23 protein-coding genes, 1 tRNA gene and 1 pseudogene are annotated in these 25,036 nt (G+C 62.1%); 9 read left to right on the top strand and 16 right to left on the bottom strand.

Annotated elements, in window-relative coordinates; all coding sequences use genetic code 11:
- Positions 1-59: 59 nt before the first annotated feature.
- Complete coding sequence (locus tag H147_RS0109095) at positions 60-746, bottom strand: fumarylacetoacetate hydrolase family protein (RefSeq protein WP_019955050.1); 687 nt, start codon at positions 744-746, stop codon at positions 60-62.
- A gap of 116 nt (positions 747-862) precedes the next feature.
- On the opposite strand from H147_RS0109095, the gene H147_RS0109100 reads away from it, so the two are divergent.
- Genes H147_RS0109100 through H147_RS0109115 form a run of 4 tightly spaced genes read left to right on the top strand, consistent with a single transcriptional unit; the run spans position 863 to position 4,743 of the window.
- Complete coding sequence (locus tag H147_RS0109100) at positions 863-1,492, top strand: paraquat-inducible protein A (RefSeq protein ID WP_110570944.1); 630 nt, start codon at positions 863-865, stop codon at positions 1,490-1,492.
- Positions 1,492-2,097 carry a paraquat-inducible protein A gene (locus H147_RS0109105; RefSeq protein ID WP_019955052.1) on the top strand — a complete coding sequence of 202 codons (606 nt, stop codon included), beginning with the start codon at positions 1,492-1,494 and terminating at the stop codon, positions 2,095-2,097. Before H147_RS0109100 ends, H147_RS0109105 begins: the two co-directional genes overlap by 1 nt.
- Positions 2,090-4,183 carry a PqiB family protein gene (locus H147_RS0109110; RefSeq protein ID WP_110570945.1) on the top strand — a complete coding sequence of 698 codons (2,094 nt, stop codon included), beginning with the start codon at positions 2,090-2,092 and terminating at the stop codon, positions 4,181-4,183. The genes H147_RS0109105 and H147_RS0109110 overlap by 8 nt, the downstream gene beginning before the upstream one ends.
- Positions 4,184-4,185: 2 nt before the next feature.
- A complete protein-coding gene (locus tag H147_RS0109115; protein WP_026352397.1) occupies positions 4,186-4,743 on the top strand; it encodes a PqiC family protein in 558 nt (185 codons plus the stop codon).
- An 85-nt stretch (positions 4,744-4,828) separates the two neighbouring features.
- Here the strand turns inward: H147_RS0109115 and H147_RS0109120 are convergent, their stop codons facing one another.
- The 5 genes from H147_RS0109120 to H147_RS0109140 form a co-directional block, all read right to left on the bottom strand.
- Positions 4,829-5,968 (bottom strand): Gfo/Idh/MocA family protein, encoded by a 1,140-nt coding sequence (locus H147_RS0109120; RefSeq protein ID WP_019955055.1) that lies wholly within the window; start codon positions 5,966-5,968, stop codon positions 4,829-4,831.
- Position 5,969: 1 nt separating this feature from the next.
- Complete coding sequence (locus H147_RS0109125) at positions 5,970-7,022, bottom strand: sugar phosphate isomerase/epimerase family protein (RefSeq protein ID WP_019955056.1); 1,053 nt, start codon at positions 7,020-7,022, stop codon at positions 5,970-5,972.
- 69 nt (positions 7,023-7,091) lie between these two features.
- Positions 7,092-7,874 carry an ABC transporter substrate-binding protein gene (locus H147_RS0109130; RefSeq protein WP_019955057.1) on the bottom strand — a complete coding sequence of 261 codons (783 nt, stop codon included), beginning with the start codon at positions 7,872-7,874 and terminating at the stop codon, positions 7,092-7,094.
- Positions 7,871-8,584: an ATP-binding cassette domain-containing protein gene (locus H147_RS0109135; RefSeq protein WP_019955058.1), complete on the bottom strand. Its 714-nt coding sequence runs from the start codon at positions 8,582-8,584 to the stop codon at positions 7,871-7,873. Before H147_RS0109135 ends, H147_RS0109130 begins: the two co-directional genes overlap by 4 nt.
- Complete coding sequence (locus H147_RS0109140; protein ID WP_026352399.1) at positions 8,578-9,282, bottom strand: ABC transporter permease; 705 nt, start codon at positions 9,280-9,282, stop codon at positions 8,578-8,580. Before H147_RS0109140 ends, H147_RS0109135 begins: the two co-directional genes overlap by 7 nt.
- A 356-nt stretch (positions 9,283-9,638) precedes the next feature.
- On the opposite strand from H147_RS0109140, the gene H147_RS0109145 reads away from it, so the two are divergent.
- The 4 genes and pseudogenes from H147_RS0109145 to H147_RS0109160 form a co-directional block, all read left to right on the top strand.
- Positions 9,639-10,739, top strand: coding sequence for an ABC transporter ATP-binding protein (locus H147_RS0109145; RefSeq protein ID WP_019955060.1), 1,101 nt, complete (start codon positions 9,639-9,641; stop codon positions 10,737-10,739).
- 77 nt (positions 10,740-10,816) lie between these two features.
- Positions 10,817-11,929, top strand: coding sequence for an extracellular solute-binding protein (locus H147_RS0109150; RefSeq protein ID WP_019955061.1), 1,113 nt, complete (start codon positions 10,817-10,819; stop codon positions 11,927-11,929).
- Positions 11,930-12,044: 115 nt separating this feature from the next.
- The gene (locus H147_RS0109155) at positions 12,045-13,649 is read left to right on the top strand and encodes an ABC transporter permease (RefSeq protein ID WP_019955062.1); all 1,605 of its coding nucleotides are present in this window, start codon (positions 12,045-12,047) and stop codon (positions 13,647-13,649) included.
- Positions 13,650-13,662: 13 nt separating this feature from the next.
- A pseudogene (locus H147_RS0109160) lies at positions 13,663-14,541 on the top strand (ABC transporter permease); the annotation flags it as partial.
- Here the strand turns inward: H147_RS0109160 and H147_RS0109165 are convergent.
- The 7 genes from H147_RS0109165 to H147_RS0109195 are packed head-to-tail and all read right to left on the bottom strand — an operon-like array spanning position 14,538 to position 20,925.
- The gene (locus tag H147_RS0109165; RefSeq protein WP_019955064.1) at positions 14,538-15,467 is read right to left on the bottom strand and encodes an AEC family transporter; all 930 of its coding nucleotides are present in this window, start codon (positions 15,465-15,467) and stop codon (positions 14,538-14,540) included. The pseudogene H147_RS0109160 and the gene H147_RS0109165 sit on opposite strands and share 4 nt — an antisense overlap.
- 43 nt (positions 15,468-15,510) lie before the next feature.
- Positions 15,511-16,320: an MBL fold metallo-hydrolase gene (locus H147_RS0109170; RefSeq protein ID WP_019955065.1), complete on the bottom strand. Its 810-nt coding sequence runs from the start codon at positions 16,318-16,320 to the stop codon at positions 15,511-15,513.
- A complete protein-coding gene (locus tag H147_RS0109175; protein WP_026352400.1) occupies positions 16,317-17,105 on the bottom strand; it encodes a TatD family hydrolase in 789 nt (262 codons plus the stop codon). Before H147_RS0109175 ends, H147_RS0109170 begins: the two co-directional genes overlap by 4 nt.
- A 10-nt stretch (positions 17,106-17,115) precedes the next feature.
- A complete protein-coding gene (locus H147_RS0109180; protein WP_019955067.1) occupies positions 17,116-18,222 on the bottom strand; it encodes a DNA polymerase III subunit delta' in 1,107 nt (368 codons plus the stop codon).
- Positions 18,219-18,827 (bottom strand): dTMP kinase, encoded by a 609-nt coding sequence (gene tmk, locus H147_RS0109185; protein WP_019955068.1) that lies wholly within the window; start codon positions 18,825-18,827, stop codon positions 18,219-18,221. The genes H147_RS0109180 and tmk overlap by 4 nt, the downstream gene beginning before the upstream one ends.
- Complete coding sequence (locus H147_RS0109190) at positions 18,824-20,002, bottom strand: D-alanyl-D-alanine carboxypeptidase family protein (RefSeq protein WP_019955069.1); 1,179 nt, start codon at positions 20,000-20,002, stop codon at positions 18,824-18,826. Before H147_RS0109190 ends, tmk begins: the two co-directional genes overlap by 4 nt.
- A 14-nt stretch (positions 20,003-20,016) precedes the next feature.
- Positions 20,017-20,925 carry an SPOR domain-containing protein gene (locus tag H147_RS0109195; RefSeq protein ID WP_019955070.1) on the bottom strand — a complete coding sequence of 303 codons (909 nt, stop codon included), beginning with the start codon at positions 20,923-20,925 and terminating at the stop codon, positions 20,017-20,019.
- Between the two features lie 241 nt (positions 20,926-21,166).
- On the opposite strand from H147_RS0109195, the gene H147_RS0109205 reads away from it, so the two are divergent.
- Positions 21,167-21,256 (top strand) — tRNA-Ser (locus tag H147_RS0109205).
- A gap of 272 nt (positions 21,257-21,528) precedes the next feature.
- Here H147_RS0109205 and H147_RS0109210 read toward each other — a convergent pair.
- The 3 genes from H147_RS0109210 to H147_RS0109220 all read right to left on the bottom strand — a co-directional run.
- A complete protein-coding gene (locus tag H147_RS0109210; RefSeq protein WP_019955072.1) occupies positions 21,529-22,476 on the bottom strand; it encodes a GIY-YIG nuclease family protein in 948 nt (315 codons plus the stop codon).
- Positions 22,477-22,509: 33 nt separating this feature from the next.
- Positions 22,510-24,726: a type I restriction endonuclease subunit R gene (locus H147_RS19575; RefSeq protein ID WP_019955073.1), complete on the bottom strand. Its 2,217-nt coding sequence runs from the start codon at positions 24,724-24,726 to the stop codon at positions 22,510-22,512.
- Positions 24,727-24,821: 95 nt separating this feature from the next.
- Positions 24,822-25,036: ATP-binding protein (locus H147_RS0109220; protein WP_019955074.1), on the bottom strand; the 215-nt coding region annotated here is incomplete at its 5' end.

Here is a 25,036-nt window from a genome sequence, read left to right on the forward strand (position 1 = left end):
CCCTGAAAAACTCGCCGCAGCTTTGCGTCAAGCCCCGCTGCAGCGCAAGGGCTGTGACGTCACACCACGCGGGCTGTGACAGGGGCCAGATCGCCGATCCGCCCTTCCATCAGATCACCGCGCACCACGGCGCCCACACCCGCAGGCGTGCCCGTCATGATCAGATCGCCGGGCATCAGCGTGTAAAGCGTGGACAGATCCGCGATAATCTCGGGCACCGACCAGACCATGTCGGACAACAGCGCGCTTTGCCGGATCTCGCCATTGACGGCCAGCGTGATGGGCAGGCTGGCAAGGTCGGCTACATCCGCTGCTGGGGTGATCGGCGCGATGATCGCGGCATGGTCGAAATCCTTGCCGGTGTCCCAGGGGCGGCGCTTGTCCTTGGCCTGCGCCTGCAGGTCGCGGCGGGTCATGTCGAGCCCGCAGGCATAGCCCACCACGATGTCCAGCGCATCGGCAATGGCGATGTCGCGCGCTTCAGCCCGGATAGCCACGACCAGTTCCATCTCGTGATGCAGGTCGTTTGTACGTGGCGGATAGGGCATGTCCTGGCCCGAAAGCAGCACGGCATGGGCGGATTTCGTGAAATAAAACGGTGCCTCGCGGTCGACCTCGTGGCCCATTTCGGCGGCATGGGCCGCATAATTCCGCCCGACGCAAAAGATGCGCCCCACGGGGAAACCCGCCGCACCGGTGACGGGAACGACAGGGGCGGGGCGGGGCGGAAACAGGGTATCGGTCATGATGCTCTCGGGTTGGTGAGTTGATTTCGGCAGGGGTTGCGGATACCCGCAACCGACGTGGTACGATCACCCGGTTCGCCGGGCGAAGGCAATGCCCCGCAGTATCGGAGACCGAGTTGAAAGTTGATTTTCCACCATTGGACGATCTGGTCGCCTGTCCGCAATGCGACACGCTCCATCTGGCGGCAGACCTGCCCGAGGGCACCCGCGCCGGCTGCCAACGCTGCGGGCATGTCCTCATGTCGACGCAAAAGACAGCCGTCGCGCGGATCATCTCGCTGGCGCTGACGGCCTTCGTGCTGATGATCGCCGCAATCAGCTTTCCGTTTCTGGCGCTGGATGCGGGCGGCGTGCGCAACGCGACCTCGGTGATTGACGCGATCCTTGCGTTCCGCAACGGGCTGGCCTTTCCGCTGGCCATCGCGGTCGGGTTTTTCATCGTCGTGCTGCCGCTGATGCGGCTTGGCGCGCTGATCTATGCGCTGGGGCCGCTGGTGGCAGGCCGCAAGGCCCGGCCCGGCGCGCGCGCGGCCTTCGGCCTTGCCGAACGGTTGCGGCCATGGAGCATGGCGGAGATTTTCATCGTCGGCGTCACCGTGGCGCTGATCAAGGTCGCGGGCATGGCCGCCGTGACCATCGGCCCCGCCTTCTGGGCGTTTGCCGGTGTTGTCGTTATCACGATCCTCAAGGATCAACTGATTTGCAGGTATTCGATTTGGGAAGCACTGGACAAAGCACGGGCCTGATGTCGGCACGCGCGGCAGGTCTTGTGGCCTGCCGGAACTGCGGACAGGTCCATCAACTGGACACGCTGCGCTGCAAACGCTGCGACAGCACGTTGCAAAGCCGTGACAGCCAGAGCCTGCAAAAGGTCTGGGCCTGGCTGGTGGCTGGCATGATCGCCTATGTGCCCGCCAATCTCTATCCGATGCTGCTGACCTCGACCCTGACGGATCGCAGCGAAAGCACCATCATCGGCGGTGTGATCGAACTTGTGGACTACGGCGCAATCGGGATCGCGCTGGTGGTCTTCGCCGCTTCGGTCCTGATCCCGGTGGGCAAGTTCGCCGCGATCATCTATCTTGCTGTCTCTGTGCAGCGCGGGTCGGGGCGCAACCGGCACGGCCGGCACAAGGCCTATGACGTGGTCGAATTCATTGGCCGCTGGTCAATGATCGACGTATTCGTCGTGGCCATCCTTTCGGCGCTGGTCCAGCTTTCGGCCATCGCCACCATCAACCCCGGTATCGCCGCTGTCAGCTTTGCGCTATCGGTCATTTTCACCATGCTGGCCGCGCAATCTTTTGATCCGCGGCTGATCTGGGACGCGGACAGGACAATCCATGACTGACACACCCCCACCCGGCCCCGCGCCGATGCATATTCGACCAGCCAAGACACCCTTGCTGCAAAGGCTGTCGCTGGTCTGGGTCGTGCCGATCATCGCGCTGGCGGTGTCGCTGGGCGCGGCATGGCAGACCTATAGCGACCGGGGCGTGCGGATCACCATCACGTTCGACAATGCGTCCGGCGTGCAGGCCGGCACCACCGAAATCCGCTATCGCGACATTCGCGTCGGGCTGGTCGAAGCCGTGGAATTCGACGAAGGGCTCGGCACGATCCTTGTACATGCGCGGATCGATCAGGATATCGCGCCCTATCTTGATGCGGATGCACAATTCTGGGTCGTGCGGCCCGACGTGTCGGTGCGCGGCATCAGCGGGCTTGATACCGTGCTGTCTGGTCCCTTTATCGAAGGCAACTGGAACACAACCGCCGATGTGGCGCAGACCAATTTCACCGGCCTCGACCGCCCTGTCCTCACCCGCGCAAGCCAGCGCGGCACCATCATCCAGCTACAAAGTGACAATGCAGGGTCCATCGCGGCAGGGGCACCCGTGCTGCACAAGGGGCTCGAGGTCGGTTATCTCGAAAAACCGCAGCTGAATTTCGACGGCAGCGGCGTCGTCGTCTCGGCCTTCATCGAAGCACCCTACGACCGCCGGATCACAAGCAGCACGAGGTTCTGGGACATTTCGGGGTTCAGCGTCAGTTTCGGCGCGGGCGGGGTCGCGCTCAACGTCAATTCGCTGGCCTCGCTGATTGAGGGAGGTGTTGAATTCGACACGATCGTCTCGGGTGGCGATCCGGTGACGGACGGGCAATCCTTTACCATCTTCCCGTCCGAACAGGTCGCCCGCGACAGTCTCTTCGTCGATCCATCGGCAGAGGTGCTGCGCGTCGCCGTCCTATTCGAAGAATCCGTGACAGGGCTGGTGCGTGGCGCGGACGTCCGGTTTCAAGGCATCCGCATCGGCGAAGTCAGCGAAATCAGCGCCATCGTGGTCGGCGAAGGCGACTTGGCCGAGGTGCGGCTGCAGGCCGTGCTGGATATCCAGCCATCGCGCCTTGGCCTTGGGGCAGATGCGACGGCGGATGCGGCCATGACGCTTTTGTCGGATTTTGTTGAACGCGGGCTGCGGGCGCGCATGGTGACCGGCAACATCCTGTCGGGGTCACTGTTCGTGGAACTGGCCCAGATCGAAGATGCGCTGCCCGCGATCATGGCGCGCACATCGGGGCGCTATCCGGTCATCCCGACGACGGATTCCGACATCTCCGATGTGGCCGCCACCGCCGAAGGGGTGCTCGCGCGGATCAACGCGCTTCCTGTCGAGGAATTGATGAACGGCGCCATCGACATGATGGACAGCATCGAACGGCTGGTCGACAGCGAGGATACCCGTGCCGTGCCGTCCTCCGTCATCGCGCTCTTGGACGAGGCGCGCGGGCTTGTCGGGTCCGAGGAACTGCAAGCGGTGCCTGCGGAATTGCGCAGCGTGATCGTCGAAATCGACGCCATCGTGGCCCGTGCGAACGACGCCGATCTGGTCACGTCGCTGGACAATGTGCTGGAGGTGGCGTCCAGCGCGCTTGTCAACATCGAGCAAGCGACGCGCAACCTGCCGCGCATCACCGCCGAGATCGAAACGCTGACGGTGCGCGCCAACCAGCTGGAACTGGACGCGCTGGTGACATCCGCCGCCAGCACGCTTGACGCCATCGACGCCTTTGTTGCCTCCGAGGATACCCGCGCCCTGCCCGGCAGCCTGAATGGCGCGCTGGAGGAATTGCGCGCCGTGATGGCCGAGCTGCGCGCAGGCGGCGCGGTCGAGAACGTGAACACCTTGCTGGCCTCGGCCAATGCCGCAGCACGCGCGGTCGAGGATGCGGTCAGCACCCTGCCCGCCCTGTCGGCGCAGGCAGGCCGTCTTGTCAGCCAATCCGAAGCAGTCGTGGCAAGCTATAGCGAAAGATCGCGCTTCAACGCCGAAACGCTGGCGACCTTGCGCGAAATTCAGGCGGCAGCGACTGCCGTGTCGGCCCTGGCCCGTGCGATCCAGCGCAACCCCAATTCACTGATTACAGGACGGTAAAGATGCACAAGACATTAATGATCATGGCCGCGTTGGGCCTTGCCGCCTGCAGCGCGCAACCTGACAGGCTAGCGCTGACACCTGCCGCATCGACCCTGCAACTGCAACCTGCAGTGCGCAGTGCTGTGGTGCGCACCGTGTCCCTTCCAACCTATGCCGCGGTCGAGGAAATCCCGCTGCAAAGCGCGGACGGGCTGATCACGACCTCCGGCGACATTCTCTGGGCGGATGATCCGCAGCGCGCCATGACGCTGGCCATCGCCACGACCCTTGGCGGCATCACCGGCGCCGACGTGGGGCCAGAGCCATGGCCGTTCATCGATCTGCCCGATGTGGCCATCGACATCCGCGTGGCGCAGATGATCGCAGCTGCCGATGGCACATTCAGGCTGTCGGGCCAGTATTTCGTGGGTGGCGACGGGATCGACTTCCGCAACACCGCGCACCGATTCGATATCCGCACGCCGCTGGCCGACCAGAGCCTTGGCAGCATCAGCGCCGCCCAGTCAGCCGCTGTGCTGACCTTGGCCGAGGATATCGCGCGCCGCATCGCGCGCTGATCTGTCATCATCTTCCGAGCCAAAATATCCCCGCCGGAGGCCGCAACTGCGTCGCAGACGCAGGCAGCCCCCGGCAAGGGGTCTTCTAGAACTTGACCCAGCCCGCATTGCGCGCGGATGACCGCACGCAGGCATCGACGAACTGCATCCCCTTCAGCCCGTCGCTGATGGTCGGATAGACCACCGCCTCGGGGGTCTTTTTGCCGGGACGATGCGCGACAATCGCCTCTGCCGCCTCGTTATAGATCGTGGCAAAGGCTTCGAGGTATCCTTCGGGGTGCCCGCCCGGAATGCGCGTCACGCGCGCCGCATCCGCCGTGCTGCCCGCCCCGCCGCGCGTCAGCAGGCGTTTTGGTTCGCCGTAGGGTGTGAACCACATCTGGTTGGGATTTTCCTGTTCCCAGTCGATCCCGCCCTTGTCGCCGTAAACCCGCAGACGCAACGCGTTTTCATTGCCGGGGGCCACTTGCGAACACCACAGCATGCCCCGCGCGCCACCGACAAAGCGCATCATCACATGGGCGTTGTCATCCAATTGCCGCCCGCCGACAAAGGCCTGCAGATCCGCCGACAGGCTTTCCAGTTCCAGCCCGGTCACAAAGCTCGCCAGATTGAACGCATGGGTGCCGATATCGCCCGTGGACCCGCCCGCCCCCGATTGCGCGGGGTCGGTGCGCCATGCGGCCTGTTTGCCCGTTGTGGCCTGCGTCAGCCAGTCCTGCGCATATTCGACCTGCACCACGCGGATCTTGCCCAGATCGCCCCGCGCCACCATCTCGCGCGCTTGCCGCATCAGCGGATAGCCCGTGTAGTTATGCGTCAGCACGAACAGCGCGTTGCTGCGTTCGGCGGCCTTGACCAGCTTGCGCGCATCGGCCAGCGTCGAGGTCAGCGGCTTGTCGCAGATCACATGGATCCCGCGTTTGAGAAAGGCCATTGCCGCCGCCGCATGGACATTGTTGGGGGTGACGATGGCAACCGCTTCGATCCCGTCTTTCAGCCGCGCCTCGCGCGCGGCCATTGCATCGAAATCGTCATAGGTGCGGGCGGGGTCCAGCCCCAAAGCCGCCCCCGAGGCCCGCGCCTTTTCCGGCGTGGACGACAGCGCCCCCGCCACCAGCCGGAACCGCCCGTCGATGCGCGATGCGATCCGGTGGACCCCGCCGATAAAGGCGTCATTGCCGCCGCCGACCATGCCAAGCCGGATAGGTGTCACGTCAGTCATGTCAGATCCCCAGCATCTTGCGGTTGGTCGCGTCATCCACACCGCCGCCCGCGAAATCGTCAAAGGCGCGTTCGGTCACGCGGATGATATGGTCGGTGACGAATTGCGCCCCTTCGCGCGCGCCGTCCTCGGGATGCTTGAGACAGCATTCCCATTCGACCACGGCCCAGCCTGCGAAATCATTCGCCGCCATCTTGGAAAAGATCGCCCCGAAATCGACCTGTCCGTCGCCAAGGCTGCGGAACCGCCCCGCGCGGTCGACCCAGGACTGGTAGCCGCCATAGACGCCCTGACGTCCTGTCGGGTTGAATTCGGCATCCTTGACGTGGAACATCTTGATCCGGTCTTTGTAGATGTCGATATTGTCAAGGTAATCAAGGCATTGCAGCACGCAATGCGACGGGTCATACAGCATGTTGGCGCGGGGATGGTTATTCACCCGTTCCAGAAACATCTCGAAGGTCACGCCGTCGTGCAGGTCTTCGCCGGGGTGGATTTCATAGCATATATCGACCCCGCAGTCCTCGGCATGGTCCAGAATGGGCCGCCAGCGCGCGGCCAGTTCGTCGAACGCCGCCTCGACCAGCCCCGCAGGGCGCTGCGGCCAAGGATAGACATAGGGCCAAGCGAGGGCACCCGAAAACGATGCCATTTCGGTGAGGCCCATGTGGCGCGACGCGCTCAGCGCCAGTTTGACCTGATCGACCGCCCAGACCTGCCGCGCATTGGGGTTGCCGCGCACCTCCGGCGCTGCGAACCCGTCAAAGGCCACATCATAGGCAGGGTTCACCGCGACAAGCTGGCCTTGCAGATGGGTGGACAATTCGGTGACGGTCACACCGTTTGCTGCCGCCTGCCCCAGAAAGGTGTCGCAGTAATCCTTGGACGCCGCCGCCTGCGCCAGATCAATGAACCGCGCGTCCCAGCTTGGCACCTGCACGCCTTTATAGCCGCAATCCGCGGCCCATTTCGTGATCCCGTCCCAGGTGTTGAAAGGGGCCGCGTCACCGGCGAATTGCGCCAGAAACAGGCCCGGACCCTTGATGGTCTTCATGATGTCTCCTCCACTTTGGGAAACTATATCGTTTTAGAACTCCGGTGCCAGCCCCCTTAACGGCCTTTTTCACTCGGGCGTGGCGTTGAAGGTAAAGACCTGTTCGCCGGCCACACGGTAGCCGTCGATCAGGTCGCGCGCGCGGTCGGACACCAGCCAGTCCTCGACGCGCCGCGCGAGATCGGGGTCTTGCGCCAAAGTGACAGGCAGATAGGCATATTGGTTGAACAGGGCGGTGTCGCCTTCGAACAGCAGCGCAAGCCCGGCCTTGTTGCCGAAATTCAACCATGTGGCGCGGTCGGCAAGGATATAGGCATCAAGCCCCGCCGCCGTGTTCAGCGCAGCCCCCATGCCCGACCCGGTGGACAGATACCATGCGCCTTCAGGCGTGATGCCCGCCCTGTCCCACAGCGCCAGTTCAAGCTGATGCGTCCCGCTGTCGTCGCCACGGCTGACGAAAACCGCCTCGGTAGTGGCGATCGCGTCCAGCGCGTCGATGATCTCCGCCGCAGCAGCGGTGCCAGCGGGATCACCTGCCGGGCCGATCAGCACGAAATCGTTGTACATGATCTCGCGCCGGTAGGGGGCATGGCCTGCGGCGATGAACGCCTCTTCAGCGGCACGCGCATGGACAAGGACAGCATCGACATCGCCCGCCTCGCCCAGACGCAAGGCCTGGCCAGTGCCGACGACGAGCATCTGCACCGTGATGCCGGTATCTTCGGCCAGCGCGGGCAAAAGCACCTCGGCCAGCCCGGAGTTTTCAAAGGAGGTGGTGACAGCCATCCGCACCGTATCGGCAGTGGCGGCAGTGCCCAGAAGGCCAAGGCACAGGGTCAGGATGCGGATCATTCGACAATATCTCCGTTCAGAAAGGCGCGGGCTTGCGCGGTTTGAGGGTCGGTGAAAAAGCTGTGCGGATCAGTCGCTTCAACGATCCGGCCACGTGCAAGGAAAACGACATCGCTCGCCAGTCGCCGCGCCTGCCCGATCTGATGGGTCGCCATGACGATGCGGGTGCCGCCTGCGATGGCCGCTTGCAGGATCGCCTCGATCTCGCGGGTGGCGGTGCCGTCAAGACTGGCGCAGGGTTCGTCCAGAAACACGATATCTGGGTTGCGGATCAGCGCGCGGGCCAGCGCCAGTTTCTGCTTTTCCCCGCCCGAAAGCGACAGCGCGTTCTGGTCGCACAGGTCCTGCAATCCGACCTTTTCGGCCCACTGACTGGCCAGATCGCGCGCCCTGCCCTTGGCCATGCCCTGCACCAGCAATGGATAGGCGAGGTTGTCACGCACGGTGCGCCGCAGCATGACTGGCGATTGAAACACAAAGGCCTGCCGCGCGCGGGTGGCGGGTTCGGGCAGCGCCCAGCCCACCTGCCCCGCCGAGGGCCGTTCCAGCCCGTGCATCGTGCGCAAGAGTGTCGTCTTGCCCGATCCGTTCGGCCCCATGATGATGGTGCAGCCCCGCCCCGCGATGGCCAGGTCCACCGGACCCAGCAGGGTCTTGCCACGCCGCGCAACGCGGACGCCGTTCAATTCCAGAGGCAGGATCGTCACCATCGCCCGTCGCTTTCCGTGCGGCTGACCATATGGATCGCGATATTGACAGCCAGCGCCAGCCCGATCAGCACGAACCCCAGCCCCAGCGCCAGTGCAAAATCGCCTTTGCCGGTTTCCAGCGCGATGGCCGTCGTCAGCACGCGGGTCGCGTTGTCGATATTGCCGCCCACGATCATGATCGCGCCGACCTCGCCAATCGCGCGGCCGAACCCTGCCAGGGATGCCGTCAGCAGCGCGCGCCGCCCGTCCCAGATCAGCGTGGCGATGCGCTGGCGGCGGCTGGTGGACAAAGAGATCAGCAGATCGTGGTAATCGGCCCATAGCTCTCGGATCGCCTGATGCGCGATGGAGGCGATGAGCGGGGTGATGATGATGACCTGCGCGATGATCATCGCCGTGGGCGTGAACAGTAGGCCCAGCACGCCGAAAGGGCCTGCACGCGACAACAGCAGATAAACGACCAATCCGACGACCACAGGCGGCAGCCCCATCAGCGCGTTCAGCGTGGCGATCACCAGTCGCCGATAACGGAACCGCCGGATCGCAAGCCAGGCCCCCAAGGGCAGCCCGATTGCGGATGCAATGACAACGGCTGTCAGCGTCACCTGCAAACTGCGCAGCGTGATATCCACAAGCGCGGGGTCCAGCGTGACCACAAGGCGGAGTCCCGCCAACGCTCCTGCCCATATCTCGTCCATCGCGCCCGCCCTGTCCGTTTCGGCGCAGCGTTTCACGGCTGATCCGACCACGCAATCGTCAAAAGCGACGGGTCACGGTCGTTACCGGCGGGTGGCACGCAAGTCATCGCGCGGGCTGATTTGCCGCCATCCGCCGCTCTTCTGCGCACTATGCTTATGCAACTCATTCTTATCTGGATATGATTGATTGCATTTGTTGCCCTGGCTGCTAGCATCACGCACAATCGTTGCGCTGATTGGGCGGGTTGCGCAACATGTCAGTTTTGTCTCGAAAAGGTGCCCTTTCACGTTGCATCTCGGGGCCGGCGGCGTTTTAGTTGTGGAAAATAAATAGCCAAAACCGGGGAGGTTTAGGGTTGAAACAAGTCAAGAACGACGAGGCTTTCGTCGCATTTGAACGCGTGCAAAAAAGTTATGATGGCGAAGTATTGGTCGTCAAAGATCTTAATCTGACGATACCCAAGGGTGAATTTCTAACCCTGCTAGGACCATCGGGATCGGGCAAGACAACTTGCCTCATGATGCTGGCCGGGTTCGAGACGGCCACGCACGGCGACATTCGGCTGGATGGCGTATCGGTCAACAACATTCCTCCGCACAAGCGCGGGATCGGCATGGTGTTCCAGAACTATGCGCTGTTCCCGCATATGACGGTCGGGGAAAATCTGTCATTTCCGCTCGAAGTCCGCAAGATGGGCAAGGCCGAGCGCGAAACCAAGGTGAAACGCGCGCTCGACATGGTGCAGATGGGCGATTTCGCGGCACGCCGTCCGGCGCAGATGTCCGGTGGCCAGCAGCAGCGTGTGGCCCTCGCGCGCGCGTTGGTGTTCGAACCCGAACTTGTGCTGATGGACGAACCGCTAGGCGCACTGGACAAGCAATTGCGCGAGACCCTGCAATTCGAGATCACCAACCTTGCCCATGAGTTGGGGATCACCGTGGTCTACGTGACCCATGACCAGACCGAGGCGCTGACGATGTCCGACCGGGTTGCCGTGTTCGACGATGGTCGCATCCAGCAGCTTGCCCCGCCGGACGAGCTGTATGAAAAGCCGATCAACAGTTTCGTGGCGCAATTCATCGGTGAAAACAACACGCTGACCGGCGTGGTGCAGGAGATCGGCGCCGACCGATGCACCGTCCGGCTGGACAGCGGCGATATCATCGACGCGATGCCCGTCAACGTGAACGCCGTGGGCGACCGCACGAAGGTGTCGATCCGCCCCGAACGCGTCGAGATCGACAAGACCCGGCTTCAGCCGGGTGCCCATACGCTCAAGGCCGAAGTGCTGGAATTCATCTATATGGGTGACATTTTCCGCACCCGCCTGCGCGTCGCGGGAACGGACGAATTCGTCATCAAGACCCGCAACGCCCCCGATCAGGTCCGGCTGACCCCCGGCACCCAGATCGAGATCGGCTGGCTGGCACAGGATTGCCGCGCGCTCGACGCGTGACGGCTTTGCAGAGGCACCGCCGCCCGGTGGGTGCCTCTCTGACAAGACGAACCGGGCGTGACAACGGGAGATTTATAATGAAACTGACCAAAGCAATGATGGCAACGACAGCATTGACGCTGGCCGGAACCACCGCCTTTGCCCAGGCAATGGCCAACGACATGACCATCGTCAGCTGGGGCGGGGCCTATCAGGCCAGCCAGGACAATGCCTATCTGCAACCCTATCTGGCCGCGAACCCCGATGTGCGCGCGACCTGGGACGAAAGCTCGCCCGAGGCTGTGGCACGACTGCGCGCGATGGACGAGGCCGGCAACCTGACATGGGATCTGGTCGATGTCGTGGCCGCCGATGCGCTGCGGCTGTGCGATGAGGGTCTGGCGATGGAAGTCGACCATGATGAAATCCTGGCCGCTGCCCCCGATGGCACCCCGGCATCCGAGGATTTCGGCGACCTGATCATCTCTGACTGCTTCATTCCGCAGATCGCCTATTCCACCACCAACGCCTATCGCACCGATGTCGAGGCGTGGAACGGCGCAACCCCCGGCGATATCTGCGCATTGTTCGATCTGGAAACCTTTCCCGGCACCCGCACGCTGCAGCGCCAGCCGATCGACAACCTGGAATGGGCGCTGATCTGTGACGGCGTGGCGTTCGAGGACGTCTACGACACGCTGGAAACGACCGAAGGTCAGGACCGTGCTTTCGCCAAGCTCGACACGATCAAGGACAGCACGATCTGGTGGACATCTGCCGCCGAAAGCATCCAGTCGCTGGCTGATGGCGAAGCCGTGATGGGGTCTTCCTACAATGGCCGCTTCTTCTCGGCGATTGTGGAACAGGACCAGCCGCTGGAAATGCTCTGGGATGCGCAGGTCTATGACCTTGACGGCTGGATCATCCCCGCCGGTCTGCCCGAGGATCGTCTGGCCCGCGTGCTGGACTTCCTCTACTTCGCGACAGACACCCAGCGTCTGGCCGATCAGGCTGCTTACATCTCCTATGGTCCGGCACGGGCGTCTTCGGCACCACTGGTATCCACCCACGCGACGCTCGGGATCGAGATGGCACCACATATGCCGACGAACCCTGCAAACGCCAGCAATGCCTTCGTGCAGAACTACCTGTGGTGGGCTGACTACCGCGACGATCTGGATGCACGTTTCCAGGCCTGGCTCGCGCAGTAACCAAGTGACGGGTTGGGCGGGGATTTCCTCGCCCGACACCCTTTGGATTTTTTGCCGGTGATGGGTGCCCCACGCGCCCCCGTCCCCGCATATTTCGACTGAAAAGGTCCGCACCATGGCAGAACAGATGATGGCCGCCGATGGCCGCACGCTCAAATCCAGCCTGAACCGTGCCCTGCGCCGTCAAAAGTTGCGCGCGCTCCTGCTGATCGCGCCGCTGTTCCTGTTCATCCTGCTCACCTTCGTCATTCCGATCGGGCAGATGCTGTTCCGGTCGGTGGAAAACCAGATCGTCAGCGAAACGATCCCGCGCACCGTCGTCGCGCTTGCCGATTGGGACGCAGCCGTGGACCCTGTCCCTGATGAAGCGGTGTTCCGCGCTTTCGCCGCCGACATGATGGTCGCCGTGGAAGAACGTATTCACACCCGGCTGGGATCGCGCCTGAATTACGAAGCCGCTGGCATTTCATCGCAGTTCCGCCGGTCCGGACGCGACGTCGAGGATATGGGCGAAGAGGTCACCGAACAATTCGTGGCGCTTGATCCCCAATGGGAAGAGCCTGCCACATGGACCCTGCTGATGGCAGAGTCTGACTGGATCACGGAACAAGCCACTGCAGAGGATGAACCCGCCTTCGTCGTGTCTGACGCCGCGCGCGAGGCCCTGCCCCGCACTGCCGATATCTATGCCGATTTTGCGCGCGTCACGCAGAACATCAACGAAGACAGCCCAACCGAAGAACAGCCGTGGCACATCGTCTATGTCGCGCTTTATGAGGATCTGCTCGCCAATCCCGCAGCGCAACTCGCGGCCGCACCTGCCGGTCTGCTTGCCGAGGCGGGCGCAGCGGTGAGCGCCTTCACCGCCCCCGATATCCGGGCCGCCTTTGTCGACAGCGATGAAGGCTGGGGCGAAACCCGGACATGGCAGACGATCCAGACCTATAGCCCGCCCTATACGGCCAGCTATTTCCTGAATTCCGTCGACCTGAACCAGACCCCCGACGGCATCGAGTTGGCCCCCGAAAACCAGCGTATCTACGTGCAATTGTTCATCCGCACGCTGGTGATGTCGCTGACGATCATGGGGGCCTGCATCCTGCTTGGCTATCCGGTTGCATGGATGCTGGCGAACCTGCCATCGCGGCAGGCCAACCTGATGCTGATCCTTGTGCTGCTGCCGTTCTGGACCTCGCTTCTGGTGCGGACCTCGGCGTGGAAAGTGCTGCTGCAACAGCAAGGTGTCATCAACGACCTGCTGGTCTGGATCGGTCTTGTGGCCGATGAAAACCGACTGACGATGATCAACAACGCGACCGGCACGATCATCGCGATGACGCATATCCTGTTGCCGTTCATGATCTTGCCGCTTTATTCGGTGATGAAGACAATCCCGCCCAGCTATCTGCGCGCGGCCAAATCACTCGGCGCGACCAATTGGACCGCGTTCTGGCGGGTCTATTTCCCCCAATCGGTGCCCGGCATCGGCGCGGGGTCGATCCTCGTGTTCATCCTATCGATCGGCTATTACATCACGCCCGAGATCGTGGGTGGCACGTCCGGAATCTTTATCTCGAACAGGATCGCCTATCATATTTCCAGCTCGCTCAACTGGGGGCTGGCCGCTGCCCTCGGCACCATCCTGCTGGTCGTCGTGCTGGCGCTTTACTGGGCCTATGACCGCATCGTCGGCATCGACAACGTGAAACTCGGAGGATAACGCCATGAGCGCGCTGCCCATCTACGCCACCACGGGCCAGAAGATCTGGCACTATACCTTCCGCGTCATCGTCGGGCTGATCCTGTTCTTTCTGATCGCGCCGATCCTGATCATCATCCCGCTGTCGTTCAACGCCGAAAGCTTTTTCACCTTCACGCCGGAAATGCTGGCGCTGGACCCCGAAGGCTATTCGCTGCGCCATTACCGCGACTTCTTTACCAATCCCGAATGGTTCCGGCCGCTCCAGAATTCGCTGATCATCGCACCGTTTGCGACGATCATCTCGGTCAGTCTGGGGACGCTGGCCGCGATCGGGCTGTCGCAATCGCATGTCCCCTACCGGCGCGCAATCATGGCGACCATGATCTCACCGATGATCGTCCCCCTGATCATTTCGGCAACGGGCATGTTCTTTTTCTACAGCCAGATGGGGCTGTGGATGGAAGAGACGCTGGGCTTTTCGCGGTCGTTCACCGGCTATGTCAAGGTGATCCTTGCCCATGCCGCCCTTGGCACGCCGTTCGTCATCATCACAGTGACAGCCACACTGGTGGGGTTCGACCGGTCGCTGACGCGGGCTGCGGCCAATATGGGGGCGACGCCGACACAGACGTTCTTCAAGGTGCAGATGCCACTGATCCTGCCCGGTGTCGTATCCGGCGGGTTGTTCGCCTTCATCACGTCATTCGACGAGGTTGTGGTCGTGTTGTTCGTCGGGGCGGCGGCGCAGAAAACCCTGCCATGGCAGATGTTCACCGGCCTGCGCGAACAGATCAGCCCCACGATCCTTGCGGCTGCCACCGTGCTGGTCGCCGTGTCGATCGTGCTGTTGGCAACGGTCGAGATGCTGCGCCGCCGGTCCGAACGGCTGCGCGGCATGACGCCAAGCTAGGGCAGGATCGCAAGCCAGCCCCAGACCGTCAGGATCGACAGGCCCGTCGCCAGCAGGACCGAGGATGCGGCAACGCGGCGTGCCCGGCCGTACATATTGGCAAAGATATAGGCATTCACGCCGGGCGCCATCGCCGCCGTCAGCATCGCGGACCGCGTGCCCGCGACACCCAGCCCGCCCGCTTGCGCCAGCACCCAGACCACGGCCGGATGCAGCAGCAGCGACACGCCGACGACGTACATGATCGTGCGCATGTCGCCTTCGGGACGGTAGCGATACAGCACGCCGCCCAGCCCGAACAGCGCCGCAGGCAAAGCCGCCCGCGCGATCAGGTCCAGCGCATCGGTCAGCACCGCCGGCGCAGGAACCCCCGACAGGTTCACCACGAACCCCAAGGCGATCCCGATGATCAGCGCGTTCTGGAACATCGCCCGCAGCACCTTACCGGGCAAGGCCGTCAACGACGCGCCACGGTTGCGTGCGATCTCCATCGCGGTGATGCCGATGCCATAACAGAACGGGGAATGGATCGCGATGATGGCGTAATTGGCTTCGAGCGCATCTGTCCCATAGGCCCGTTCGGTGATCGGCAGGCCCAGCAGCAGCGAGTTCGAGAACAGGCAGCAGAACCCGATGGCGACGCTGTCTTCCCAGTCGCGCCCGAAGATGAACCGCGCCCCCAAAAGCCCCGCCAGAAACCCCGTGAACGCCCCCGCATAGAAACTGCCCAACAAGACCAGATCGAAATTCTGTTGCAGATCAAGCGTGGAAATGGCGCGGAACAGCAGGCAGGGGATCGCGAAATTCTGCGTGAACTTCATCAGCCCGTCCACGCCCGCGTCGCTGAAATAGCCTTTCCAGACGGCCAGATAACCAAAGCCGATCACAAAGAAAACGGGCAGGATGACGTCGATCAGCGCGGCCATTGGCGGGGTCCTTGAAAAACTTCTATGCCTCCGGCGGGGATATTTAGGCTCGGAAGATGGGGAAAGTCAGGGTCAGGCCGTCATAAGCGGGCAGGACATGGGCGGGGGTTTCGGCGGCGACGGTGGCGTAGTCCAGATCGACATGCATATTGGTCAGCACGGCCTGACGCGGGGCGACCTTGGCGATCCAGCCCAAAGTCTTGTCAAGATGGGCATGGCTCGGGTGCGGTTTGCGCCGCAAGGCATCGACGATCCAGCAATCAAGCCCAGCCAGCACGGGCCAGACCGCATCGGGGATGTCCGAGACATCGGGCAGATAGGCCACATCGCCGATCCGGAACCCCAGCGCGTCGATATTGCCATGTACGACCCTGAAAGGCGTCAGCGTCACCGGCCCGCCTGCCCCGTCGATAATCACATCGCCGTCGATCAGGTTGAGATCGCAGATCGGCGGGTAATCAGATCCCGCAGGCTGCACGAAGGCATAGCCGAAGCGTGACAGCAGCGCATCGCAGGTATCGCCGTCGGCCCAGACCGGCAGCCGCGCCCGCGTCTGGAACACGATCATCCGCAGATCGTCGATCCCGTGCACGTGATCGGCATGCGCATGCGTATAGACGACCGCATCCAGCGTGCCGACCCCTGCATCCAGCAACTGGCTGCGCATATCGGGCGAGGTGTCGATCTGCACGCGTGTGACACCCCGGCTCCCCTGCCGCGTGATCAGCAGCGAACAGCGCCGCCGTGCGTTGCGCGGATCGGCGGGATCGCAATCGCCCCAGTCATTGCCCAGCCGAGGCACCCCGCCCGACGACCCGCAGCCAAGGATGGTAAAGCTGATCGTATCGCTCATGCTGCGGCTTTCCAGAAAAGCCGGTCGAAATTGGCATTCGTCGCGTCGGCGAAGTCGGCGTAGTCCATCCCGAAAACCTCGGCCCCGACGGCGGCGGTGTGCGCGGTATAGGCTGGTTCATTGCGCCGTCCGCGATGCGGTGGCGGGGCCAGATAGGGGCTGTCGGTTTCCAGCAACACACGGTCGAGCGGGGCGCTGGCGAAGATCTCGCGCAACTCCTTGCTTTTGGGAAAGGCCGCGATGCCCGACATCGACAGGTAGAACCCCAGATCAAGCGCCGCTTTGGCCAATGCCGCCGAGCTGGAAAAGCAATGCATCACGCAAGTGTAGGCGCCAGCGCGATATTCCTCGGTCAGGATGCGGGCCATGTCGTCATCGGCGTCGCGCGCATGGATGATCAGCGGCAGGCCGGTTTCGCGTGCCGCCGCGATATGGATGCGCAGGCTGGTTTGCTGGATCTGCTTGCTGTCGGCGGTATAGTGGTAATCAAGGCCGGTTTCGCCAATGCCCACGAATTTGGGGTGCTGGGCCAGTGCCACGAGGTCGTCGACCGTGACCGGCGGGTGGTCTGCCGCCGACATCGGATGCACACCGGCGGCGTAGAACACGGGGGCGTATTTTTCCGCGATGGCTCGGACAGCAGATTCGTTGTGCAGCTTTGTGCAGATCGTCACCATCCGTGTCACTCCTGCTGCCAGCGCGCGGGCGATGATGTCGTCGCGTTCGCTGTCGAAATCGGGGAAATCCAGATGGCAGTGGCTGTCGGTGATCGGGCTTTGGGTCATGGCGCGGCTTTCAGGCTGCGGCGACGCCTTGCGCCGTCTCTTCAATCTTGAAGATCATATCAAGGATCAGCGCGGCAGGGTCAAGGTTCACCGCACGCCCGTGGCGCGACCGTTCCGACAGATCCTGCTGCACTTGCGCCCAGGCCTGTGCGGCGCGGGGGTCAGGCGCGATTTTCGCCAAGAGCAACGCCTCGCCCGCAGCGCCTTGGGTGGCCGGTGCGCCCAGCAGGCCAGCCCGCGCCGCACGCGCCAGAAAAAGGTCGATGAGGTCCAGCGTCAGGCTGAACCGCGTCTCTGCGCCCCGTCCGCTGCAGGCCTCTGCCAAGGCCAGCGCCGCCTGCCGGTCGATCCGGGGCAAGGTGCCGAACAGCCGGACCAGATCGGCGTAAAGCGCCATGCCGCCGCTGCCCAAAAGCCGGATTGCGTCGCCAACCGACCCACCCGCAAGCGCGGCAAGGCCCGCCGCATTGTCGCTGCTGTGTCCTGCCTGCGCCAGCGCGCGCGCCAGATCCTCGGGCGAGAGCGGTCCGCAGCGCAATTCGCGGCAGCGTGACCGGATCGTGGGCAACAGCCGCGAAGGCTGATGCGCCACCAGCAGGATGACAGCCCCCGCGGGCGGTTCTTCCAGCTCTTTCAAAATCGCATTGGCGGCGTTGCGGTTCATCTCGTCGGCGGCATCGACTATCACGACGCGCCGCCCGCCGTCGGCGGATGACATCTGGAAGAAATGCTTGAGACTGCGCACGGCGTCCACGGTGATCTCGCCGCGCAGCTTGCCTGTCTTGTCGTCCCAAGGCCGCCGGATCAGGGCAAGGCGCGGATGCGCGCCCGATTGGATCAACCGCGAGTCGGGGTGGTCGGGGGACACGGCCAGCGTCACCTCGCCCAGCATATCAGGCGGCGCATCGGCCAGCAGGAAGGTGGCGATTTTCCACGCCAGTGTCGCCTTGCCAACACCGCGCGGGCCGGTGATCAGCCAGCCCGAATGCATCCGCCCTGCGGTGAACGCGTCCAGAAACGCGGCTTCGGCAGCGTGCTGGCCGTAAAGCACGGCGGTTTCGCGCGGATGCGGTGCACCGTCCAGACGGTCGGGTTCGGGGATCGTGTCATCGCTCATAGATGGGCCGCCACGTCGCTGGCGATCTGGTCCATCGTGCGGTTGCCGTCGATCAGCACGCAGCGCTGCGGCTCTGTGCGGGCCAGCGCCAGAAAGCCGTGGCGCAGGGTTTCCTGAAACGGCAGGCCGAAATCCTCGAACCTGTCCTCGCCCGACCGGCGGGCAAGGCCGCGTTCAAGCGCAGTGGCGGGGTCCATGTCGATGATGAAGGTCAGATCAGGTTCGCGCCCGATCATCAGCGCGTGCAGCGCATTGACCTTGGCGCGCAGATCGCCGCGTGTAGCGCCCTGATAGACGCGGGTGCTGTCGGCGAAACGGTCGGAGACCACGGTCTTGCCTGCCGCCAACGCGGGCAGGATGGTCTTTTCCAGATGGTCGCGGCGGGCGGCGGTGAACAGAAGGATTTCCGTTTCCGCCGACCAGCGGTCAGGATCGCCGGTCAGCAAAAGCTGGCGGATTTCCTCGGCACCGGGGCTGCCGCCCGGTTCGCGGGTCAGGACAACCTCCTGCCCCTGATCGCGCAGCCGATCCGCAAGGCGACGCGCCTGTGTCGATTTGCCTGATCCGTCTATCCCCTCGAAGGTGATGAACCGCGGCTGGCTCATGCGCCGTCAGGCTCTGTGCCAGGGGCGAACCCGTATTTGGACCACAGCACCAGCGCGGCGGTGCGCATCCTTGCGCTGAAACCGCCCAAGGGCACATCCGCCTCGGCGAACAGCGGTACACGCTTTTCGGGCAAGCCGTCCAAGGTGACGATCAATTCGCCGACCGCCTGACCCGCGGTGACCGGCGCTTGCAATGGCCCGTCGAACACCACCCGCGCGTCGACTGCGCCTTCATGCAGGATCGGGACGAGCAGGCGCAGGTCTTCGGCCACGGTCAGGCCAACGCTTTGCTGCGCCCCCATCCAGACGTCGGCGGTGGCGATCTGCGTTCCGGCGATGGCAATGTCCCGTTCCGCAAACTGGCGAAACGCCCAGTTGACGATCCGTTCGGATTCCTCGGCTCTTTCGCGGGCGCTATCAAGTCCGGTGATCACAAAGATCACGCGACGGTCACCCTGCACAGCCGACCCCGCGAGGCCATACCCCGCCTCCTGGGTGTGGCCAGTCTTGAGACCATCTGCCCCGATGCCCATCCGCAGGATCGGATTGCGGTTTTGCGAATTGGACGGCACGCGGTTGTCAAAGGCGAATTCCGTCTCTGCGAACAAAGGGTAGAACGTCGGAAAATCGGTAATCAGGCGCCTTGACAGGATGCCCAGATCCTCGATCGACATGCGGTGTCCGGCGGCGGGCCAACCGCTTGCGTTCACGAAGACGGAATTGGACATGCCCAACTGGCGGGCGCGTTCGGTCATCATCCGTGCGAAACCGGCCTCTGTGCCATCAGGCGACAGCGCCTCGGCCAGCACGACGCTGGCATCATTGCCGGACAACACGATCACGCCGCGCAGCAGATCCTCGACGCGCACACGATCTGTCGTGTCCAGAAACATCGACGATCCCCCGAAACTGGCGGCATGGGCCGAGACAGGCAGCAAATCATCGACCGACAGGCGGCCATCGGCGATCGCCTCGAAGGCCATATAGATCGTCATCAGCTTGGACATCGACGCAGGCGGCAGCGGAATCTCTGCATCCTTGGCCAGCAAGACGGTGCCGGTTGACTGGTCATAGACATAGGCCGCGCGCGCGCTCGTCTCAAAGCTTTGCGCTTGCGCCATGGCCGCGCAGATGGTCATCAGACCGGCAATCAGGCTTTTTTCCAGGAATTTCATCGGCTGTCCTCTTGTCATTCGCTCGTCAGGACGAACGCATCCACAAACCCCAGCGCCCGGATCCGCAAAAGTGCCTCTTGATCGGGAACCGGCCCCGCAACGACACGCCAGACCGTCCGGCCACCGGCCTCCTGATCCGTGACGGTCGCGCCGAATCCGGCGGCTGTCAACGCTGTCGCGGCGGCATCGGCATTGGCGCGGACACTGAAAACACCGATCTGCGCCATGGCACCTTCGGGCAACGGCGTGCTGTCCACAGGTTCAGGTGTCTCGGCAGGTGTCGGCGTGTCGGCGGGTGGTTGCGCCGCTGCGGGTGCAGGGGGCAGGACGACATCGACAGGGCCGTCATCGGGCACCGCGGCGACGGTGTCGGCCACGGCGTCAACCGGATCAAGCGACGATGCCTCGATCGCGACAGGCGCTGCAAGGCCGGCGATCTCGTCTGTTTCTGCCGTGGCGGGCGGCGCGACCTCGATTTCTTCGCGGCGCAGCACCACGACGTTCAGTTCGGCAGGCGCACCCGCCAGAATCCCAAGCTCTTCGGCGGCATCGGAAGATACCTGAAGCGCCGGACCCGGATTGTCGCGTTCGCGCCGGAACAAGGCACCGACGGTCGAACGCCCGTTTGCGGCATTGCGGATCACGACACGTTCGGGGTCGCGCACATCTGGATGCGCCACCCAGATACCACCCAGCGAGGGTCTGCCGTCCCAAAGCCCGCGATCGGTGACTTCGAAGATGTCGGGCCGTTCCACATCCTGCTCGGTGCGCACCAATCCGGCCGATTGGCCAATGACATTGGTTCCGGCCCCGCTCTGCCCGCCAAAGCCGCCGCCTTCGCCACAAGCCGCAAGGGCAAAGGCACCGCAAAGCGCATAGGACAGCACCCGCCAGCGCCGCCGTCCATCAGTTTCGCCTGTCATTCTCAGCCCCTCCATTCCACCCCTTGCGAGAGGAAATCAGCCCCGTTCCATCGTTTTGCCATGGATGACCGCGTCGGCCAGACATAGCAGCCCGGTCACGTCGCGCAACGCCCGCTCGATTTTGGCATAGGATAACCGCCTGTGCTGGACAATGAAAGTCTCTACACCGCGCAACGGGGATTTTTCGCGCAAGCGGATGGCACTTTGCGAATCGTTGCGCAACAGCTAACAGGTCCCGGTCGGAGGAGTGGCAGAGTGGTTGAATGCACCGGTCTTGAAAACCGACGTAGGTGAAAGTCTACCGTGGGTTCGAATCCCACCTCCTCCGCCACTTGCCCTTGAGAAAGTGTTCTCCCCATCCGGCTGCGGCCGGATTTTTACGTTGTTTTCGAGGGTTATGCGGGTGGGGCTGTCAACCGGCCCATGCGCCGTGACGCTCGGAGGCGGTCTCTCAGGGCCGACATTCTCCGGAGCCGTCAACTCGACCTCTCTTGGTTCACAGGTGCAAAATTTTGTTTTCATTCAGTATTCTGCGGATTCCGAATAGTTTCCGATCTGAGTTGCGTTCGCCTTGTAATGCGACTGCCGTCGAACTGCCCAACGTTAGTTTTCGCTGACGGCCACAAATGACAAGGCACCTGCTGACTCCCAATCCGCGTAGCAGTGTCCATTATTGAGCTTCCAAAGGATGCGTCCGTTCGCGCTGGCCCCAATCACAGTCGCAGCCGCCGCCGAAGCGGATGGGAAGCTGTAGTCATTTGCGAAGACCAGTGATCCGGCATCCTCTTGAAGAACCCCTGATTTCTGCAGTGTGTCACGCAATGCGAGAGTGCCCTTCGGGATGGTCGGCGTAGTGCGAGCGCGCGCCTTAGAACCAGCTTTGACGACAAAGTCGCCCGACTGCGCAATCGTCATTTCCGCATTGAAGCCCTCACCCCTAAAAAAGAAGATCGGGCTTGGATCGACTGGTGTCGGCTGCATTTGTTCGGATGGCTCGGTCAGTCGACCGCGCATCTCGCGGAACAGGTCCCAGCCGAGCGCGCCCACGAGCGTCTTCGTCTGGTCTACAAACTCCTCCATCGCCGCCCTGTCTGGCAGCGGTAGTTTACCGGCGTCTTCAGAAGGACGCTTGCTGTTGGGGACGAGCCATCGTGGATTGCTTCCCACCGCCCTAATCAGGCAGGCCTCAACATAGCGCGCGTGGCTTTTCGTCAGGTTCTCATCCTTGCTGATGAGTACCACGGTATCGGTCCAGAAGCCCTTCGGATCCCGTCCAGCGTCACTTGAGTTGTGGGTGTAAAGTCGCGCACCGATACCTTCTGATTCACCAATATAGGCAATCAGCCGGTCTGGGTCATTCTCGTCAGTTCCAATAAGAAGGTACACACCCGGACGCTCAATTTCTGGGAACGCCTCCCTAACTCGTCGAAGTTGATTCCGTCGGAAAGCGATTGCTTGAATCGTAGACATGGATATCTGCGCGACACGTATCCCGTTTGGGTCGCCATCAAGAAGGAAAATATTGATCGAACGAGGCTTCAACTCGAACAACTCCTGTTCTGCAGAATTTCGTTACGTGGCGCATCATTTTCCAACATTCGCGTCTTCTCCTGGGCTATTGAGCTTGCGATAGGCTTCAGTTGAAAGCCAACCGGTCACGACTTTCTGAAAAGATCGGTCGTTCATGAATCGCGCGAAAATCTCCTCATTCTGATCCATTCGCTCGACAAACAGAGCCTCGAGAAGGTTCTTGAAAACGAGCTCAAACTTGTCGCCGGGGTTGACCATAGCCGCTTGGCGAAGCGCACTGTCTGAGATCGCAGCTTCTATGATTTGATCAAAGAACAGCTGGTCCGCCTGATTGAAATCTGTGCCAAATCGATCATTCACAACATCGATTAGGCGCGATAGCGCTAATGCCTCCTCACGCAGCACGCCACTACCCACCTCGGAGGGTCCGTCAAGCCGATTTGACTGCCCATCACTCAGGCTGATTGAGCCTTCGCTGATTTTCTGAAGGCGATAGTATTCAAGCCGCACTTCATCATCAAACTGGTAGGACGGTCCAGCGCCGCGCTTGGGCAGCTTTGTTGCGAGGTGACGCAAAAACACATACAGGCGTTCGAGGTCGGTGTCCTGATAAGGAATGATCTGGCTTAAGAAGCTATAGAGGCTGCAGAAGGCGAGCAGCTTGCCACGCCAAAGCTCTGCCTCTTCCGGCTTCTCCTGCTGAAGTTCTTTGAAGCGTGCCACACAAGGGTCGAGCGCCGCATTCATCAACTGATGATCGTTCGGGCTTTGGCGGTGGCGCGGCTTGAAATAGACGGCGCTGAAACGCTCAAGGTCGGCAATCACATAAATGCCATCGGCATCAAGTTCGCTCTTGATCTCATACATGCGAGCCGGGTCGACGTCTTCGCCGATCTCTGCCCCTTCAAAATAGGTCTTGAATGCCTCGCGAATTTCATCCCGATCGTTAACAAAATCGAGGATAAACGTGTCTTCCTTTAGCAGGTGGATGCGGTTCAGGCGCGAAAGAGTTTGCACAGCCTGGATGCCCGCAAGCCGCCGGTCGACATACATAGTATGGAGCAACGGTTGGTCGAAGCCTGTTTGGTATTTCTCGGCGACGAGCAGGACCTGGTATTCCTGGGTAGCGAACATTTCCGGCAATTCCTTTTCCCGGACGCCAAGATTCATTCCCTCCTCGGTGTAGGTGACATCCTTGAGCTTGTCGTCCGTTACGGCACCTGAGAAGGCTACCAGCGACTTAATGGCATAGCCTTTCTCCTTGATGTAACGGTCGAAGCTTTGCTTGTAGCGGACTGCTTCCAGACGCGACCCGGTCACCACCATCGCCTTGGCCCGCCCGCCGATCTTGTGTTGGGTGGCGGCATTGAAGTGCTCGATCATCACCTCGGTCTTTTGGGCGATGTTGTGAGGATGAAGCTTCAGAAACCGCGCGAGTGCACGTGCTGCCTTCTTCCGCTCAACGTTTGGATCATCCTCGCTGGCCTTCAAAAGACGGAAATAGCTGGCGTAGGTTGTGTAATGCTTCAGAACATCGAGGATGAAGCCTTCTTCGATGGCCTGGCGCATGGTGTAGCGATGTGCCGGCTTACCATCGCGCCCGAAAACCTTAAACGTTTTGTGCTTGGGCGTGGCGGTGAAAGCAAAGAAGCTGAGGTTCGCCTGTCGGCCGCGTTTGGCCATGGATCGATAGAGCTCATCCATGTCCTCCTTCTCGTCCTCTGCCATGCTCTTCGCGGCATCTTCGCGAAGACCCTGTCCACCAAGAACCTCCTTGAGGTCGGTCGCGGTTTCGCCGCCCTGAGAGCTGTGCGCTTCATCGATGATTACCGCACAATTGCGGGACTTGAGGACGCCCCCATCCGTTTCGCCTCGCTCTTCCGCCATCTTGGCCAACTGGCGCGAGACGAAAGGAAACTTCTGCAAGGTGGTGATGATGATTGGAACCGCACTTTCCAGTGCTTCGGCCAGCTGACGGGAGCTCTCGTCGATCTTTTGCACGACGCCGTGCTTGTGTTCGAATTGGTAGATCGTGTCTTGAAGCTGTTTGTCCAGCACCACTCGATCGGTGATCACAACGACGCTGTCGAAAACCCGGTCATTCCTTTCGTCATGCAGCGACGCGAGCCGGTGCGTGAGCCAGCCGATAGTATTGCTCTTGCCGCTGCCGGCCGAGTGTTCGACCAGATAGTTGTGGCCGACACCTTCGCGCTGTGCCTGATCAACCAGCGAGCGAACCGCTTCGAGCTGGTGGTAGCGCGGAAATATCATCGTCTCCTTCTTGACCTTGCGATGTTGATTGTCACTGAGAACTGACCCGGCATTTTCATCGAGATCTGACCCACCCAGTCGTTATGATCTGCGTATTATGATGGCGTCAATGGTGGTGTCTCCTTTCGCTTTTTCTTGGCTGTTTCGGAGCTGGCCTTGAAGCGGTAGCTGTCATTGCCGGTTTCGAGGATGTGGCAGCGATGGGTGAGACGGTCGAGCAGTGCCGTGGTCATTTTGGCATCGCCAAAGACGCTGGCCCATTCGCTGAAGCTCAGGTTGGTGGTGATGATGACGCTGGTGCGTTCATACA

It is taken from the genome of Yoonia vestfoldensis DSM 16212 (assembly GCF_000382265.1).
GTDB classification, from domain to species: domain Bacteria; phylum Pseudomonadota; class Alphaproteobacteria; order Rhodobacterales; family Rhodobacteraceae; genus Yoonia; species Yoonia vestfoldensis.